Raw genomic sequence first — 17,274 nt, forward strand, 5'->3', positions numbered from 1 at the left:
ACCCCGGGACGCGCCCTAGGGTCGTACCCATGGTGCGCACTGTGGTGTTCGACGTCGGCGAGACGCTCATCGACGAGTCCCGGATCTGGCTCGGCTGGGCCGCGCGGCTCGGGATCCCCCCGCTCACGTTCCTCGGCGTGCTCGGCGGCTGTGCAGCGCTCGATCTGCCGCACAGAGACGCGTTCGAGATGCTGCGGCCGGGTCTCGACCTGGAGGCCGAGATCGCCCGCTGGACCCAGGAGGACCCGGACGGCCTGCGCAACGGGTTCGACGCCGACGACCTCTACCCCGACGTCCGGCCGGCCCTGACCGCACTGCGTGAGGCGGGCTTCGACGTCGTCATCGCGGGGAACCAGCCGCCCGAGGCGCGCGCCGCGCTGGAGGCGATGGACCTGCCGGCGAGCGCGATCCGGACCTCCGACGAATGGGGTGTGCAGAAGCCGGAGCCCGGGTTCTTCGCCCGGGTCGCGGAGCTGTCGGGGGTCGCGCCCGAGGAGATCGCCTATGTGGGCGACCGGCTCGACAACGACGTCCTGCCCGCCGCCGACGCCGGGATGCGGCCGATCCTGCTGCGCCGCGGCCCGTGGGGCTACCTCCACGCGCTCCGGCCGGAGGCGGCGCGCGCGACGGTCATCGACTCGCTGGCCGAGCTGCCCGGGGTGCTGGCCGCCTGATTCAGCCCAGGGGTCAGCGGCGGGGTCAGCCGCGGAGCGGGAGCGTGAGCCCGGCGTCGCCGTCCGGCACCACGCGGACCGGGACGCCCCAGTCCTGCTGCGCCAGGTGGCAGGCCGGGAACACGTCCGGGTCAGGATCGCCGTTCGGCAGGAGGGGCACCTCGTCGCACGACGCCGCCTTGGCGGTCACGTGCAGCACGCCCTCGGCCACCTCGGGGTTGATCACCAGGTCGCGGATCAGGTCGGTGCCGTTGCCGGCCCCGGACAGCAGCAGCTCCGGCGGGGTGGCGCTGACCTGGAGCGACGTCGACGGGCCCCACCGGTCGTCGAGCTTCTGCCCCGGCGCGGGCGCGAACGGCACGTCGAGCCGGAGCGGTCCGGCGCCGACGTCGGTCGCGGGCCGGGCCATCCGGTGCGCACCGCCGTCCAGGACCTCGCCCGCCAGGCTCGCCGGGAGCGCGATCCGCGTGAGCCGGTGCGCCGCCGACTCGACGACGACCAGGTGCACGGCGCCGTCCACCACCTCGACGAGCACGTCCGACGGCTCCGCCAGGTTCTTGGCCAGGGTGGTCACCTCGGCGGTGACGGGGTCGTAGCGGCGCAGCGCACCGTTGTAGGTATCTGCGACGACGACGGAGCCGTCGGGCAACGTGGCCACACCGAGCGGATGCTGCAGCAGCGCCTGGTCGGCAGGGCCGTCCCGGTGCCCGAATTCGAAGAGGCCCTGGCCGACCGCGGTCTGCAACGGGCCGACAGATCTCCCTTCGGCCGGATCGAAGCAGCGCAGAGCCGACGTCTCAGAATCTGCCAGCCAGACTCGTCCGCTGGCGTCAACCGTCAGACCTGACGGCTGTGCGAACCAAGCCGTCATCGGATCGCCGTCCTGAAGCCCCTCATTCATCGTCCCCGCCACGAGCGCGATCGAATCCTCTGCCGGGTCGTACTCCCACAGCGTGTGGTTGCCTGCCATCGCGACCAGGACCTCACCCCGCTCCGGCAGGTAGGCGACATCCCATGGGGAAGACAGCTTCACTGCCTCGGGCCGGTCGTCCGCAGCGCCAGGAACGAACGGACCCCACTTTCCATCCTCACCCAGGACGTTCTCCTGGCCGCCGACCATGAATTGCTGACCGGTCCCGGCAAGGGTCGTAACAGTGCCGTCGGACAGCCGAACCCCGCGCAGGGCATGGTTAGCCGTGTCCGCCACCACGACGTCGTACCCGAGGTCAGTTGCCCCGTTTGGCACCAGGCACAGCCCGTTCGGCTCCGAGAAGCGCGCCTCGCCGGGACCGCCGTCGACCAGGCCGCGCTCGCCGGACCCGATGCGCCGGACGAGCGTCTCGCCGTCCGGTGCCAGCTCGGCCAGGGAGTGGTGCCCGGCGTCCGCGACCAGGAGGTTGCCGTTCGGCAGGGCGAGCACCTTGGCGGGGAACCGCAGCGTGCCCGACGCCGGAGCGGGCGGCACGTACGGCCCCGCGCCGCGGTGCAGCGTGCCCTTGGCCGAGTGCTCGGCGATCAGGTCGGTCACGAGGGCGGCGATCGCGGAGCCGTGCCCCTCGCCCGCCATCTGCGCCACGATGTAGCCCTCGGGGTCGATGACCACGAGCGTGGGCCAGGCCCGTGCGGTGTAGGCGCCCCAGGTGACGAGCTCCGGGTCGTCCAGGACCGGGTGTCGCACGTCGTACCGCTCGACGGCGGCCGCGAGCGCCTCGGGGTCTGCCTCGTGCTCGAACTTGGGCGAGTGCACGCCCACGATGACGAGCTCGTCGCGGTGCTGTTCCTCGACCTCGCGCAGCTCGTCGAGGACGTGCAGGCAGTTGATACAGCAGAAGGTCCAGAAGTCGAGGATCAGGACACGGCCTCGAAAGTCTGCCAACGACAGCTCTTTGCCGCCGGTGTTCAGCCAGCCGCGCCCGACGAGCTCGGACGCGCGGACCCGGGGAAGGTTCTGGACTCCTGTACGCACGAGCCCATTGTCACTCTCGGGGTGGGCTGTCCTGCCCGGTGTCCGGCGTACGGGCACGCCACTGCTCGACGAGTGCCTTGTCGGCGCGCCGGCGCGTGAGATCGCTCTTGCTGGAGTGCACTGCCGCCCGGTGCGCGAGCAGAGCGGCGCGGTCTCGTTCGAGGGCCCACATGAGGGCCTGTCGCACGTCGGCGCGCGTCACCCGCACGCTCCGCGTCTCGTCCATCGTCCCGATCATTCTCGCCGTTCCGTGTCTACCGGCGTCCAGTGCGGGCACCGCCAACGATTCAGGAGGTTTTCCGAGGATGCTTTGTGACATCCCAGGTCTTCCTGGCTTTCACCCGGCCGTGGTTGGGTGGTAGCAGAGGAACGTACCGCGCAAACGTGGCGGGGCGATATCCGCCTATCGGATGACTTTCTGGGGCAGACCGGCGTGTCGCCCCCGTGGGGGCCGTGTGTGTTGGTGGGTGAGGAGAGGATCAGGGCATGGACCGCGACCAGGCCAGGAAGATGAAGGAGCAGCTCGCAGCCTTCGCCCGAGAGCTCGCCGAGAAGCATGGAGTAGTGGCGACACCGCGGTCCCTGGGTGCGCAGACCGAGTCGGAGGCTGCCGACGTCGTACGCGCGCCCACGCTCGCCCTCGGCCTCGTGCCCCAGGAGGGGGGCGGCTTCGGGATCGCCGTCCGCTACCGCCTGGGGGTTCCCCGGGCCCGCTCGATAGTGCGCAGGGTCTCTGCGGAGATCGGCCCCGAGGTCGACGTCCGACGGACCGGGCGCATCCGCCCCGTGAGCGAGCTGGGTCCGCGCCCGCCCGCGCCGACGTCGCAGGCCGACGGCGACACGGACCGGCGCCGTCCGCTGCGGCCGGGCATCTCCATCGGCCACGTGGGCGTGACGGCCGGAACGCTCGGCGCGTTCGTGACGCGTGCGGTCGTGGGCGGCGGCGAACGTGCCGGGGACGACGCGGAGGACGGACAGCTCTACGCGCTCTCGAACTACCACGTGCTGGCCGGCTCCCCCGAGGCCAGGCCCGGCGACATCGTCCTGCAGCCCGGACCCGCGGACGGCGGGCTGGCACCGGGCGACCGGATCGGCGAGCTGACCCAGGTAGTGGACCTGGACGCGCTGGAGCCTGCTTACACGGACGCCGCCATCGCGCGCCTCGACCGGGTCCCTGTCGACTTCGACTATCCGGTGGGACGCGTGGTCAAGACCGCGCGGGCCCTCGGTGGCGAAATCGTCGGCAAGGTGGGCCGCACGACGTCGGTCACTCGCGGGCGGGTCACCGCCATCGAGCTGGACGACGTCATAGTGGGCTACGAGGATCTCGGCGCGCTCAGCTTCGACGACCAGATCGAGATCGAGAGCCTCGACGACCAGCCGTTCTCGCGTGGCGGCGACTCGGGTGCCCTCGTGTACCGGGAGGACGGCGTGGCGCTCGGTCTCCTGTTCGCCGGGTCGGAGTCCGGCGGGCACAGCGGCAAGGGGCTCACCTATGCCAACCCGATCGACCAGGTGCTCGAGATCCTGGGGGTCGAGCTGGCCGGGGAGCCGCCGGGCCCGTTCGCCTGAGCCAGGCCCCCGTTCGAGGGCGTTCGGTGTGCGCACCAGCGTTTCCCGTGCCGGGCGTGTCGGTCCCGCCGGCCGGGGGCGCGGGCGTGTCCGCGCGGCGCGTCGAACCGCACCAACCCGCTGACCTGCGAAGCCACTGGGGACCCCGCAAAGGGCGGGTCAACCGGCGGGGAACGGCGAGCGAGGGGGTAGACACGGGGGACACAATGGATGACCAGGAGGTGATCGGGATGGCAACACTCGACGAGGCTCGGTCCGCAAAAGCCGCATTACGGCAAAAAGTGACCGGGCTCGACGGTGTGATCGGAGTTGGCGTCGCCCCTGAGTTCACGACGTCCCTCGGGCTGCCCCCGCGTGAGTACCCCGCACAGAAGCACGCGAAGTCCGGCACGTCCGGTAGATCATCGGTCGAGGTGCTGGCCGAGGAGGTCTCGGTCGAGCAGGTGACCGGATCCGGCGGGAGCTGGGTCCTTCAGGTCAACGTGACGGACCCCCGCCTCGTGGACAAGGTGCCGGAGGAGATCAACGACGTCGCCGTGCGCGTGCGCGTCGTCGGCGCGATCCGAGCGGGCTGAACCACAGTCATGCCGAAGTAGAGCGTCGGTCCGGACGCACGCTCTACTTCGGCATGCCCGTGCTCGGGTCAGCCCAAGGTCGTCGGCAGCTCCGGCGTCTCGCCGAGCACCTGCTCGGCGAGGAATGCCGACACCACCTGGTACCAGACCTTGGCGTTCTGCGGCGTGAGCACCCAGTGGTTCTCGTCCGGGAAGTACAGGAAGCGGTGCTCGGTCTCACCGTCGTCGGAGGCGGGCAGGCCCGACTTCGTCAGCAGCTCGAACCACAGGCGCAGGCCCTCCCCGATCGGGACGCGGTAGTCCTTGTCGCCGTGGATGACCAGCATCGGGGTGCGGATCTCCCCCACTGCCAGGTGCGGGCTGTTCTCCAGCGCCATCTCCGGCGTCATCTCGCGCGCCCAGTAGTAGCCGGCGTCCGTGGTGGGGCCGAACTGGTCCAGGGCCCACAGGCTCGCGTGCGTGACCACCGCCTTGAAGCGGTCGGTGTGCCCGGCCACCCAGTTGGCCATGTAGCCGCCGAACGAGCCGCCCATGGCCGCCGTACGCGTCTCGTCGATCTCCGGCAGCGCGTCGGCGGCGTCGGTGATGGCCATGAGGTCCGTGAAGGGAGCCCCGCCCCAGGCGCCCCACCCGCGCTGGATGAACTCCTGGCCGTACCCGGTGGACAGCGCCGGGTCGGGCAGCAGCACCGCGTACCCCTGGGCGACCATCAGCCACGGGTTCCAGCGCCAGCTCCACGCGTTCCAGGAGCTCAGCGGGCCACCGTGGATCCAGAGCAGGAGCGGGGCCTTGGCCTCGGGGCCGGCGTCGGCAGGCAGTGCCAGCCAGGCGCGCACCCGGGAACCGTCCTCCGCGGTGGTCTCGATCTCGGTGAGGCGGCCCGGCAGCGCGGGAGCCGCAACGGGCGAGCGCAGCAGCGTGGCGGCGACCGGCGTCCGCTCCCCCGGTGCGCCCGAGGCGAGGAAGCCCGCCAGGTCGATCCGCACCGGCTCGGCCGGCGCCGCGTAGGAGGCGCGCAGGGCGAACAGCGTGGCGCCGTCGGACGTGACGGAGAGGTCGGAGAAGACGGCGTCGTCGGCGGTCAGCCCCTCGACGGTGACGTCGCTACCCGGGAGAGCCCGCGAGAACGTGAGGACGAAGACCGGCCCGCGGCCGTCGTCGTCGGCCTGGACCAGGAGGCCGCTGCCGTCCGGGAGCCAGGTCGGGCGGCCGGGCCAGCGGTCCCAGTCGTCGGCGAGCACCACCGGCTCGGCGGAGCCGTCGGTGGGCACCAGGGCCAGGCGGACCACTGGAGCCTCGGCCGGGGACGAGATGGACTCGGTCACGTAGGCGACCCAGGCGCCGTCGGGCGAGATGCGCGGGCCGCCGGCGTCGGCGTCCGGGTCGTCGACGAGCACCCGGCGGTCACCGGTCACCGTGTCGACGACGACGAGCGTGCTGCGGGTCGCGGCACCGGCGTCGGGCACGCTCCAGGTGGTGACCAGGGTGGTGCCGTCGGCGGACAGGTCCGCGGAATGCTCCTCGAGGTGGCGGCCGGGGCCCGTGACGTCACGCAGGTCGAGGTGCTTGCCCGACGACGGGCTCTCCTCCTCGGCGGTCTCGTCCTTGGCGCCGGTGGTCCCGGTGGCTTCCGGCAGCGGCGACGCCGGCTCGTCCGTGAGCGTCGCGAGGTCGCCGGCGAAGCGCCGCACCTGGTCGGGTCCGAGGTCGTGGTCCCAGAACCGCACGGGGTAGCCCGTGTGCAGGATCGCGGAGACTTGTCGGTCCTTGCGGGCCTTGCGGAGCTCGGCGTCCTGGGTCAGACCCTTGGCGGAGGGCAGGAGGCTCGTGGCGATGCTCACCGTGTCGGCGTCGCGCGCGGTGAGTGCCCCTGAGACGCCGCCGGGCGGGGTCGCGATGACGCGGGCCTCGCCGCCGTGGGCGGGCAGGAGCCAGAGGGCCGAGGTCGGCTCCGCGGCCGAGCCTGCCGGGGCACCGTCCGGATCGGGCCTGGCCGAGGTGAAGAGGAGATCGCCCGAGCGGGTGAAGACGGCGGACGACTCGCCCTTCGTGGAACGGGTGAGCCGCCTGGCCGGGGTCTCACCCGCCGGGTCGAGCTCCCAGAGGGCTGTGCGGTAGCCGGTGCGCTCGCCGTCGAGCGTCTGGACTGCTGTGACGACGCGGGTGCCGTCCGGGCTGGCCGTGAGGCCGGCGAGGCGCGGGACCGCTACGTAGTGGTCGAGGTCGTGGAACGGGGTCTGCGGGGATTCGCTCACCGGACACGTCTATCACGCACGCCTCTGGTTGTGGGCGCGATTTTTGCGGCTGCGTGCCCGTCCTGGGCGCGACGATCGCGCCCGCAACCAAGTAGCGGTCAGGAGTCCCGGTCGCGGGTTGCCTGGTCGGCTTTCTTGGCCAGCATCTCGTTGTACGCCTCCAGCTCGGCGTCGCCGTCCCGCTCCGCCTTGCGGTCGTTCCGCTTGGCCTCGCGCGCGTCGGACCGGGCCCAGGAGATCGCGACGCCCACCGCGAGCAGCAGGGTCGGCAGCTCACCGATACCCCAGGCGACGGCGCCGCCCTTCTGCTGGTCCTCGATCGCGCTGGGTCCCCAGGGGCGGCCCATGAGCCCGAACCAGTCGGGCACGAGCAGGGCGGTGCCCGAGGTGAGCGTGACGCCGAAGAAGGCGTGGAACGCCATGGTGGCGAACAGGAGCACGAGCCGCAGGGGGTACCCGGGGCGGGCAGGCCCGGGGTCGACACCGACCAGGGCGTTCGCGAAGAGGTACCCGACGAGCGTGAAGTGGGCGATCATCCACAGGTGGCCGGCATAGGTGGTCAGCGACAGCTCGAACAGGGGCGTGAAGTAGAAGGCGACCATCCCGCCCGCGAACAGGACGGCGGCCACCACCGGGTTCGCCACGAACCGGCCGAAGGCGGAGTGCACGAGCACGAGCACCCACTCGCGTGGCCCGCGGGAGTCGTCCTTGCGGGCGGGGACCGCGCGGAGGAGCAGGGTGACGGGTGCGGCCAGCACCAGGAACAGCGGCACCACCATCGCGAGGACCATGTGCTGCACCATGTGCGCGCTGAACAGGACGTGCCCGTAGGCGGCCGCGCCGCCGTTGCTGGCCCAGAACAGCACCAGGATGCCGAGGCACCAGGAGATGGTGCGGCCGACGGGCCAGGCGTCCCCCCGGCGCCGCAGCCGCAGCGTCCAGCGCACGTACACGAGGACGGCGGCCGCACAGGCGAACGCGACGATGACGTCCCACTGGAACTCGGTGAGCCAGCGCAGCGCCGTGGGCTCGGGCGGCAGCGGGTGGCCCGTGACGAGCTCGGCCGGGGTCGGGTCGGCGATCGCCTTGTCGGGCACGGGCGGTGCGGTGGAGCCGAGGGCGACCGCCACACCGGACACGGCGCCCATCACCCCGACCTCCACGGCGGCGAGCCGCCAGAACAGGCCGATCGCCGCGTTCCTGGTGGTGGTCGCGGCGGAGAGCCGGGCGACGACGGTGCTGCGGTGCAGGTAACCCAGGCCGCCCAGGACGAGCAGCAGCGCGGCCTTGACCACGAGCAGGATCCCGTAGTCGGTGCTCAGCCCGTCGAGCGACCCGATCCGGACCCACGCGCTGACGACGCCGGAGACCGCCACGGCGGCGAAGCACCAGAACGCGATCTCCGAGTAGCGCCGGATCACGTCGGCGGTGGCGGCATGCCGGAGACCGACGAAGGCGATGGCCGCGAGCCCGCCGATCCAGAGAGCAGCACCCCCGAGGTGCAGGAACAGTGCAGAGATGGCGACGTCGTGGCTGGCGGCCCCGGCGGCGTGACCCGTCGAGGACTGCATGCCGAGAGCGAGCAGCGGCAGCGCGATGGTGCACAGCGCGCCCACCGGGCCGCGGACCAGCAGCGCGATGGCCGCCGTCAGCGCGGCGACGATGACTATCCCCAGGTACGTGCGGCCCACGGCGATGGTCGTCACGTACTCGATCAGCGCCGGGCCGAACCCCTCCGCGTCCAGCGGCAGGTACCAGGACCACGAGAACCGCAGCACCAGCTGCACCAGTGCCGCCAGCGTCCACAGCCCGGCGGCGACGCCTGCGACGCCGAGGGCCCGGTCGGCCAGCGGTCCGCGCGGCAGCACGAAGGCCGCCAGCGCAAGGGAGCCGATGGTCAGCGCCACGGCCAGCTCGGTGACCACCGTCGCGACGGGCGCGCCCCAGCGCACGAGGGCACCCGGGTCGGTGAAGTTCGCGAACGCGGTGAAGGCCCCGGAGAACGTACCCGCGGCGAAGAGCGCCGCGAGCGCCACGAGGCCTGCGGCGGGCAGGGCGGTGACGAGCCACGAGGGGCTCGTCGGGCCGCTCGCTGTGCTCGTCCGAGCAGGTCTGCTGGTCCTGTTCCGGGCGTCGGTCGGGGTCACGCAGACCAGCCTAAGGCGCGGTCCGTGGCGGTTCCGACCGTCCGCAGATGTCCGATTGACCGCGTCATGACCCCGAAAACGGGGCATTCCGACCGAGTTCAGACCCACTTCAAGAAGAATTTGGCGGATTTGTGCACCAAACCCAACCCTTTAGCCCTCCTCTGCGTTGTGACCAGTGTGGACCTCGCGAACATCATCACCGTGACCGACGACTCCGTGCCGTGCTCGGAACAGCCCGAGCTCTGGTTCGCGGAACATCCCGCGGACCTTGAGGAGGCGAAGCGCGCGTGCGCTGTCTGCCCGCTGAAGGCGCAGTGCCTCGCGGGCGCGCTCGCGCGCCGCGAGCCGTGGGGTGTCTGGGGCGGCGAGATCGTCGTCGACGGCACCGTGCGCAGCCGCAAGCGTCGCCGGGGCCGGCCCCGGTCGATCGGAGGGATGCGCGTGGCGTGACCGCCACGTGACCAGAGACTTTCCCTGAGGCACGGCGACCGAGTCCATTCGCCGTGAGAAACCGAGGCAGTGCGCTCTCCGCACCGAGGATCTCCCAGACGGATCCGGACGAGCGCACTGCCCCGGTCGTTCTATGAGTCAGACCCCCAGGTCACCCGACCTGGGGGTCTGACTCGTTCTCGGTTCAGCTCAGTTCAGTTCAGCTCAGCCCCAGACGAGGCCGTGTGCGGGCTCCTCGAGCACGCGTGCGACGTCCTTGATGAACCGCGCGCCCAGCTCGCCGTCGGCCAGCCGGTGGTCGAAGCTGAAGCTCAGCTGCGTGACCCACCGCGGCTTCACCTTGCCCTTGTGCACCCAGGGCTGCTTGCGGATCGCGCCGAAGGCGAGGATCCCCGCCTCCCCCGGGTTGAGGATGGGCGTCCCCGTGTCGATGCCGAAGACACCCAGGTTGGTGATCGTGATGGTGCCGTCGGACATGTCCGTGACGGACGTGCGCCCGGCCCGTGCGGTCGCCGTCAGCCCGGCGAGCGCCTTCGCGAGGCCGAGCAGGTCGAGCGTGTGCGCGTCCTTGATGTTCGGCACCACGAGCCCGCGGGGTGTCGCCGCGGCGATGCCAAGGTTCACGTAGTGCTTGTAGACGATCTCCTGAGCGGCGTCGTCCCAGGAGGCGTTGATCTGCGGGTGCCGCTTCACGGCGAGCAGGATCGCCTTGGCCGCGACGAGCAGCGGCGTCACCTTGACGTCCGCGAAGTCGCGGTCCTCACGAAGGTTTGCCACGAGCTTCATGGTCTTCGTGACGTCGATGGAGTGCAGCACCGTCACGTGCGGTGCCGTGAAGGCGCTGGCGACCATCGCCTCGGCGGTGCGCTTGCGCACCGACCGCACCGGGACGCGCGTCTGACGCCCGTCCGGTGAGACCACGCCGGAGGCGAGCCACGGCTCGTCGTCCGGGTAGTGGGTAAGGGTCCGCACCGACGAGCGCTCGGCGTGGGCGACCACGTCCTCGCGTGTCACGATGCCGCCCGGACCTGACGCGTGCACACCCGCCAGGTCCACCCCCAGGTCCTTGGCAAGCTTGCGGACCGGCGGCTTCGCCAGCACCCGCGCTCTCGCGGCGGTGGTGGTGCCGGTGTCCGACGCCGGGGCCGCGACCCGCGCCGGAGCGGCGGCCACGGGGGCTGCCGCCGGTGCGGGGGCGGGGGTCTCGGCCACCGCTACGGGTGCCGCCGCGACCGGCCCCGGGGTGGGTGCGCCCGCCTGGTGCCGGCGACGACGTCCGCTGGCCTTCGCCTCCACCGTGCCGTAGCCGACGAGCACCGATCCGGAGCTCTCGTCCTGGGCGCCCCCGGCCGCGGGGGTGCCGTCGGAGCCGGCCGCCGAACCTGCCGGGGCCGAACCGGCAGAGCCTCCGGTGTCGGGCACGGTGATCTCGATGATCGGGGTACCGACGTCGACGGTGGTGCCCGCCTCGACGAGCAGGGCGGACACCGTCCCCGTCCACGGCGACGGCAGCTCGACGAGCGACTTCGCCGTCTCGATCTCCACGATCGTCTGGTTCACCTCGACGGTGTCGCCGACGGCGACCTGCCACTCGACGATCTCGGCCTCGGTGAGTCCTTCGCCGACGTCGGGGAGCGGGAACCTCTGGGTCTTCGAACTCACTCTCGACTCACTCTCAGCTCATTCAAACAGCTCATCCGTGGCTGGTTCATCTCTCGCTCACGGCTCAGTGCGCGAAGGCGCGGTCGACGGCGTCGAGCACACGATCCACGCTCGGCAGGTACTCGTGCTCGTGCTTGGCCACCGGGTACGGGGTGTGGAAGCCGCCCACGCGGAGCACTGGCGCCTCGAGGGCGTAGAAGCACTCCTCGGTGACCCGGGCCGCGATCTCGGCACCCGCGCCGAAGAACACCGGCGCCTCGTGGATCACCACGCAGCGTCCGGTCTTGCGCACGCTCGCCACGATCGCCGCCGTGTCGAGCGGCGAGATGGCGCGCAGGTCGAGCACCTCGGCGGAGCGGCCCTCCTCGGCGAGCGCGTCGGCAGCCTTGAGCGCCGTCGCGACGGACGGGCCGTAGGCGACGAACGTGACGTCGGTGCCCTGGCGGACGACGTGTGCCGCGTTCAGCGTGTCCGTGCCGACGGGAGCGCCCAGGTCGACCGCGCCCTTGCCCCAGTAACGGCTCTTGGGCTCGAAGTACAGCACCGGGTCCGGGGAGGCGATGGCCTCCTGGATCATCGTGTACGCGTCCTGCGGGGTGCTCGGCGAGACCACGCGCAGGCCGGCGGTGTGCGCGAACAGCGACTCCGGGCTCTCGCCGTGGTGCTCGACGCCGCCGATGCCTCCGCCGTACGGGATGCGGATGACGACGGGCATCTGCACCGCGCCGCGTGTGCGGTTGTGGATCTTCGAGAGCTGCGTGGTGATCTGGTTGAACGCCGGGAAGACGAACCCGTCGAACTGGATCTCGCAGACCGGCCGGTAGCCGCGCATGGCCAGGCCGATGGCGGTGCCGACGATGCCGGACTCCGCCAGCGGGGTGTCCACCACCCGCTGCTCGCCGAACTCCGCCTGCAGGCCGTCGGTCACGCGGAAGACGCCGCCCAGCGGGCCGATGTCCTCACCCATGAGCATGACCTTGTCGTCGCGCCGCATCGCGGCACGCAGGCCCTCGTTGATCGCCTTGCCGAACGAGAGCGTCTGGATGCCCGACGCCGGTTCCGGGGCGCCGGACGTGGTGTGAGTGCGTTCCGCCATGGTTGTCATCGTGCGCCTCCCTGCGCTGAGTCCGCTGTCGCGTACTGCGGGGCCGGCGGGTCGCCGGCGTCGTAGGCCTCGTACCAGGCACGTTCGGCGGCGACGGTGCCGTGGGGTGTGGCGTACACGTCGTCGAACATGCTCGAGACGGCCGGACCGCCGTCGAGGGCGCGGACGCCGTCGCGCAGCTCTGCGCCCAGCTCGTCACCCTCTGCCTTGATCTCGGCCTCGAAGTCGTCGTCGAGCGCACCCTCGGCACGCAGCAGCGCACCCAGCCGGTCGATCGGGTCGCGGCCCCGCCACAGCTCCTCCTGCTCGGAGGTGCGGTAGCGGGTCGGGTCGTCCGACGTCGTGTGGGCGCCCATGCGGTACGTGAACGCCTCGATGAAGCTCGGGCCCTGACCCGTCCGGGCGCGCTCGAGCGCTTCCTGGGTGGCGGCGTACACGGCGAGCACGTCGTTGCCGTCGACCCGCAGGCTGGGCAGGCCGAACGCCTCGCCCCGCTTGTACAGCGGGGTCTTGGTCTGCCGGGTGGTCGGCTCTGAGATGGCCCACTGGTTGTTCTGCAGGAAGAACACCACCGGTGCGTCGTTCACCGCCGCGTAGACCATTGCCTCGTTGACGTCGCCCTGCGAGGTGGCGCCGTCACCGAAGTAGGTGATCACGGCGGTGCCGTCGTGCTTGTCGAGCGGGGTGTTGTCCCGCTGGACGCCCATCGCGTAGCCGGTGGCGTGCAGGGTGTGCGCGCCGATCACGATCGTGTAGACGCTGGTGTTGTGCTCGGTCGGGTTCCAGCCACCGTGGTCCGAACCGCGGAAGAACCGCAGCCGGTCGACAGGGTCCAGGCCGCGGACGTGCAGCACACCGTGCTCCCGGTAGGAGGGGAACACGTAGTCCTGCGGCCGCAGCGCGTAGGCACTGCCGACCTGCGCGGCCTCCTGGCCACGAGCGGGCGCGAACAGGGCCAGCTCGCCCTGTCGCTGGAGCGAGGTCGCCTCGTCGTCGAACCGACGAGTCAGGACCATGTCGCGGTACATGCCACGAAGGTCTTCCGTGGTCAGGGCCGCAGCGCGGTCGCGATACCCCTTGGACCCGCGCGTCGTGACGCGGTTCCCTTGGGGATCGAGTAGCTGCAACGTCGGGATCGCCTCGTTGGAGCCGTTGGTCGTAGTCACGCTTCCTCCTTCAACTGCGGACGCGAGCGCCCGCTGTTGCGGAGACGCCCGGCCCGTCCCGGGGACCTTTCCATCCTGGCACGGGTCCGGCCGGAAATTTAGCCGATCCGCAACCTACGCTCTCGTAGCCTACGCAAGCGTAGGCTACGGAACCGTAGGTTGGTCTGCCGTGATGTCGGCCAATCCTTCAGCGGAGCGTTTGTCGGATTCCACCAAGCCGCGCGACGGAGTCTCGACGCACCGGCCTCGGAGCCCCTCCGGAGGGCGCCTCGGTCTCGGCGGATGCCGGGCCGGGGCGCCCGGCGGGACGATCAGCGCCAGCTGGACGCGACGGTCAGGAACGCGTCGTTCGCCTTCGGGTCGCCGATGCTCACGCGGATCCCGTGGCCGGCGAACGGGCGGACCAGGACGCCCGCCGTCTTCGCCTCGGCGGCGCACTCCATCGTCCGCTCGCCCAGGTCGAACCACACGAAGTTGGCGTGCGTCTCCGGGAGCACCCAGCCCTGGCCACGCAGGCCCTCGACGACACGAGTGCGCTCACCGACCAGTGCCTCGACCTGCGCCATGAGCTGGCTCTGCGCCGTCGGCTCCAGCGAAGCCAGCGCGGCGGCCTGCGCGACGTGCGAGACGCCGAACGGCGTGGACACCGCACGGATACCGGCGGCGAGACGCGGCTCCGCGATCGCGTAGCCGACGCGGAGCCCCGCGAGGCCGTGCGCCTTGGAGAGGGTGCGCAGCAGCAGCACGTTCGGGTGGCGCGTGTACACGTCGATACCGTCGGGCGCCTCGGGGTCACGCACGAACTCGAGGTACGCCTCGTCCAGCACGACCAGCACGTTCTTCGGAACTGCCGCCAGGAACGTCTCCAGCTCGCCCGCGTGCACCGCGGGGCCGGTCGGGTTGTTGGGCGAGCAGACGAACACCACACGGGTGCGCGGCGTGACGACGGCAGCCATCGCGGGCAGGTCCAGCCGGCCGGTGCCCTCCTCGAGCGGCACGGTCACGGCCTTGCCGCCGGACACGGCGGCCGCGATCGGGTAGGCCTCGAACGAGCGCCACGGGAACACGATCTCGTCCCCGTGATCGACGACGGCACTCAGGATGTGCGACAGCAGCGCGACGGATCCGTTGCCTACCACTACGTTCTCGACGGCCACGCCACTGTGTGCCGCGAGCGCCCCGACGAGCTCCTCGGCATACATGTCGGGATACCGGTTCACCTCGGCCGCCGCACGCGTGATGGCGGCCTGGACCGACGGCAGCGGCGCGTACGGGTTCTCGTTGGACGAGAGCTTCCACGCCGGTGCGCCCGCGCCGACGCGCGCGCCGGGAACGTAGGCGGGGAGTGCCGACACGGCCGGACGGAGCGGTACGAATGCTTCTTCCACGGGGGTCAGCATGCCACGATGGCCAGATGAAGCTCGTGGCGCGCATCCTCATCACCGCACTTGCGATCGGGCTGTCGGCCCTGATCCTCGGCTCCCACATGGACATCGTCAGCAACGACACCACCCTGGGCACGATCCTCGCCACGGTGATGATCGCGGTGATCTACGGCCTGGTGCACATGATCGTGAAGCCGATAGTCCAGCTCATCTCGCTGCCGCTCTACATCCTCACGCTCGGCCTGGTGTCACTCTTGATCAACGCGTTCATGCTGTGGATCACGACGCTCATCACCAACCAGTCGTGGTTCTCGGACCAGCCCAACTGGGGTCTCGAGGTGACCGGCGGCTTCTGGTGGTTCGTGCTCGCGGCGCTCGTGATCTCGGTGGTGCAGACGATCCTCCTGGCGGTTCTGCCCAACAAGATCACTGACTGAGAGGTCACCGACCGAGAGGTCACCGACCGACCCGTTCCGCGCGGTAGAACGTGGTGCTCACCGTCGTGCCGTCCAGTCGTGGGCCGATCCGGTCCGCCACCTCGGTCACCCTGTGATCGCCGACGCCGATGGCCAGGTCGAGCGTGCGGACGTGCGTGCTGACCGAGTGGGCCCACACCACGTCGCCCGACGCCGCGCGGTCGTCCGCGTCGGCGGAGTCCCGGAGCGACCGGACCACCGTCACCCGGTCCCGGGTGCGGGGATTCTCCGAGGCGGACCGGCCGTCGGTGTGCGAGACGAGCTCCTCCGGGGTCTCGAGGTGCAGTGCCGGGATACCCGGCGGTGTGGTCAGCAGGCCTGTCGGCGACCCGGCGGTGACGAGCCCACCGATCCGGTAGCGCTCCGCGAAACCCGCCCGCGACACCAGCGCCGTCGCGGCGATCCCGCCGAGGCTGTGTCCTACGAGGGTCACCGGCTCGTCGGGTCCGACGCCGGAGTCGGCGAGCGCACGCTCCACCGCGGCGGTGGCGCCGTCCGCCTGGTCGGCGACGAGCTCGACGTCTGTCCGGCCGTCCCACGGATGTTCCGCGGGCAGCGCCGACTGGGTGCCGGGGATCAGCACGGTCCACGAGACCGCGCCGTCGGGCCCGGTGACCTTCTGGACCGCCACGGTGCCCGGCGGCGCCCCGCCCGTTGCCGGGTAGAGGCTGTCGATCCTGGCCACTGCCTCCTGCACGGACCGGGCGCCGGTGTCCGACCAGGCCGGGGGCGAGCCGTCCGCGAAGTCCTCCGCGGTGATCCGCGTGACCCGGACCCCCTGGTCGTCGTTTCCCAGCAGCGGAAGCTCCCGGGTCACGTGCGCGAGCACGCCCGCCCCTCCGGCGATGCCGGGGTAGCCGTTGGCGAGCCCCGGCTGCGCCTGCCCGACGCCGCTGCCCAGCCCGGCGAACACCTCGTCCGAGTACGGGGCCAGGTCGCGCACGGCGGCCGAACCGAGCCGTCCGCTGACCGCCCAGGGCGCGCCTCCGGTGATCAGTCCCCCGCCCAAGCGACCCGCCAGCTCGCCCGCGGCCAGGAGGCCGGCTCCTGCCAGCCCCAGCCCGCCCTGGCTGCCGAACGCTGCTCCCGTACCGAAGGCTCCTGCGGTGACCAGGGCACCGACCACTCGCTCCGCCGTCGACTCCGCCTCCTCGTAGAGGCCTGCCGCACGCAGCAGGCGCCAGCCCAGCAGGTCGCACAGGTCGGCGTGCTGGATGAGGCTTCGTGCCAGATCCTGCACGGCCTCCTCCAGCGCACGGGCCACGGGGGCGAGCGCGGCGACGGGCCGGCCGAGACCGTCGTCGGGCTGCCGGGACGTTGCTGCTCCGGCGACGCCGGGCAGCACGACGTCCTCGCTCGCGGCAAGGCACAGTCTCGCGGCCGACCGCAGGTCGTCGGCGGCCGCCGCCATCCGGGCCGCTGCTCGGCGCACCGAGTCGGACTCGACAGCGGTGACACCCGCGCCCCCGAACACCGTGACGGTGTCCGACGGCGAGCGCGGGCCGTCCGGCGGCATCGTCAGGAATGCCGTCATCCCTGCCCGCCCGCGGCACGCAGGACGGCTACCCGACTCATCGCCTCCTTCAGTCTCGAGATGTCGCGTGCGACGGCGAGCGCCGCCTCGGCCACCTCCGCCCGGTACAGCTCCGCCGCGGGTGCCTCCCAGTCCACCTCGACGGCGGCGGCCAGCAGCTGATCGGTCCCTCGGGCCAGGAGCTCCACGGCGGCCGCGAACGCCGCCGTCGGATCCGCTGGTCCGGGTACGGGAGGTCCGCACGCGCCGGTCATCGACTCCTCCTCGTTGCTCGTCCTGCTGTACCCATGCCTCGTGCTCCCCGTCC

General features: G+C 71.6%; 15 protein-coding genes. 5 read left to right on the plus strand and 10 right to left on the minus strand.

Annotation, left to right across the window (positions count from 1 at the left end):
- Positions 1-29 precede the first annotated feature (29 nt).
- A complete protein-coding gene (locus tag AB0F70_RS15245) occupies positions 30-674 on the plus strand; it encodes an HAD family hydrolase (protein ID WP_357449382.1) in 645 nt (214 codons plus the stop codon).
- 25 nt (positions 675-699) lie between these two features.
- Here the strand turns inward: AB0F70_RS15245 and AB0F70_RS15250 are convergent, their stop codons facing one another.
- Together AB0F70_RS15250 and AB0F70_RS15255 are read right to left on the minus strand one after the other, a co-directional pair.
- Positions 700-2,640 carry an NHL domain-containing thioredoxin family protein gene (locus AB0F70_RS15250; RefSeq protein ID WP_357449384.1) on the minus strand — a complete coding sequence of 647 codons (1,941 nt, stop codon included), beginning with the start codon at positions 2,638-2,640 and terminating at the stop codon, positions 700-702.
- Positions 2,641-2,650: 10 nt separating this feature from the next.
- Complete coding sequence (locus tag AB0F70_RS15255; RefSeq protein ID WP_357449386.1) at positions 2,651-2,866, minus strand: hypothetical protein; 216 nt, start codon at positions 2,864-2,866, stop codon at positions 2,651-2,653.
- Positions 2,867-3,126: 260 nt separating this feature from the next.
- Between AB0F70_RS15255 and AB0F70_RS15260 the strand changes: the two genes are divergently transcribed.
- A complete protein-coding gene (locus AB0F70_RS15260; RefSeq protein ID WP_357449388.1) occupies positions 3,127-4,212 on the plus strand; it encodes a hypothetical protein in 1,086 nt (361 codons plus the stop codon).
- 281 nt (positions 4,213-4,493) lie between these two features.
- Positions 4,494-4,787, plus strand: coding sequence for a hypothetical protein (locus AB0F70_RS15265; RefSeq protein WP_357449390.1), 294 nt, complete (start codon positions 4,494-4,496; stop codon positions 4,785-4,787).
- Between the two features lie 68 nt (positions 4,788-4,855).
- Here the strand turns inward: AB0F70_RS15265 and AB0F70_RS15270 are convergent, their stop codons facing one another.
- Both AB0F70_RS15270 and AB0F70_RS15275 read right to left on the minus strand, forming a co-directional pair.
- Entirely contained in the window at positions 4,856-7,042 is a 2,187-nt protein-coding gene (locus AB0F70_RS15270; protein ID WP_357449392.1) for a prolyl oligopeptidase family serine peptidase, read from the minus strand.
- Positions 7,043-7,140: 98 nt separating this feature from the next.
- Positions 7,141-9,189, minus strand: a complete 2,049-nt coding sequence (locus AB0F70_RS15275) for a cytochrome c oxidase assembly protein (protein WP_357449394.1) — start codon at positions 9,187-9,189, stop codon at positions 7,141-7,143.
- A 177-nt stretch (positions 9,190-9,366) separates the two neighbouring features.
- On the opposite strand from AB0F70_RS15275, the gene AB0F70_RS15280 reads away from it, so the two are divergent.
- On the plus strand, positions 9,367-9,639 hold the full coding sequence (locus AB0F70_RS15280) for a WhiB family transcriptional regulator (protein WP_357449574.1): 273 nt from the start codon (positions 9,367-9,369) through the stop codon (positions 9,637-9,639).
- A 204-nt stretch (positions 9,640-9,843) separates the two neighbouring features.
- On the opposite strand, the gene AB0F70_RS15285 is transcribed toward AB0F70_RS15280, so the two are convergent.
- The 4 genes from AB0F70_RS15285 to hisC all read right to left on the minus strand — a co-directional run bounded on the left by AB0F70_RS15285 (position 9,844) and on the right by hisC (position 14,972).
- Positions 9,844-11,301, minus strand: coding sequence for a dihydrolipoamide acetyltransferase family protein (locus AB0F70_RS15285; RefSeq protein ID WP_357449396.1), 1,458 nt, complete (start codon positions 11,299-11,301; stop codon positions 9,844-9,846).
- Between the two features lie 64 nt (positions 11,302-11,365).
- Positions 11,366-12,397: an alpha-ketoacid dehydrogenase subunit beta gene (locus AB0F70_RS15290; RefSeq protein ID WP_357449398.1), complete on the minus strand. Its 1,032-nt coding sequence runs from the start codon at positions 12,395-12,397 to the stop codon at positions 11,366-11,368.
- Between the two features lie 5 nt (positions 12,398-12,402).
- Positions 12,403-13,572 (minus strand): pyruvate dehydrogenase (acetyl-transferring) E1 component subunit alpha, encoded by a 1,170-nt coding sequence (pdhA, locus tag AB0F70_RS15295; RefSeq protein ID WP_357449400.1) that lies wholly within the window; start codon positions 13,570-13,572, stop codon positions 12,403-12,405.
- Between the two features lie 311 nt (positions 13,573-13,883).
- Positions 13,884-14,972 carry a histidinol-phosphate transaminase gene (gene hisC, locus AB0F70_RS15300; RefSeq protein WP_357449403.1) on the minus strand — a complete coding sequence of 363 codons (1,089 nt, stop codon included), beginning with the start codon at positions 14,970-14,972 and terminating at the stop codon, positions 13,884-13,886.
- A 14-nt stretch (positions 14,973-14,986) separates the two neighbouring features.
- Here hisC and AB0F70_RS15305 point away from each other — a divergent pair, with 14 nt between their 5' ends.
- A complete protein-coding gene (locus tag AB0F70_RS15305; protein WP_357449405.1) occupies positions 14,987-15,394 on the plus strand; it encodes a phage holin family protein in 408 nt (135 codons plus the stop codon).
- Between the two features lie 19 nt (positions 15,395-15,413).
- On the opposite strand, the gene AB0F70_RS15310 is transcribed toward AB0F70_RS15305, so the two are convergent.
- Both AB0F70_RS15310 and AB0F70_RS15315 read right to left on the minus strand, forming a co-directional pair.
- On the minus strand, positions 15,414-16,967 hold the full coding sequence (locus AB0F70_RS15310; RefSeq protein ID WP_357449406.1) for a hypothetical protein: 1,554 nt from the start codon (positions 16,965-16,967) through the stop codon (positions 15,414-15,416).
- On the minus strand, positions 16,964-17,221 hold the full coding sequence (locus tag AB0F70_RS15315) for a hypothetical protein (RefSeq protein WP_357449408.1): 258 nt from the start codon (positions 17,219-17,221) through the stop codon (positions 16,964-16,966). Before AB0F70_RS15315 ends, AB0F70_RS15310 begins: the two co-directional genes overlap by 4 nt.
- Positions 17,222-17,274 lie beyond the last annotated feature (53 nt).

This window comes from Promicromonospora sp. NPDC023805 (genome assembly GCF_040639635.1).
Taxonomy (GTDB): Bacteria; Actinomycetota; Actinomycetes; order Actinomycetales; family Cellulomonadaceae; genus Promicromonospora.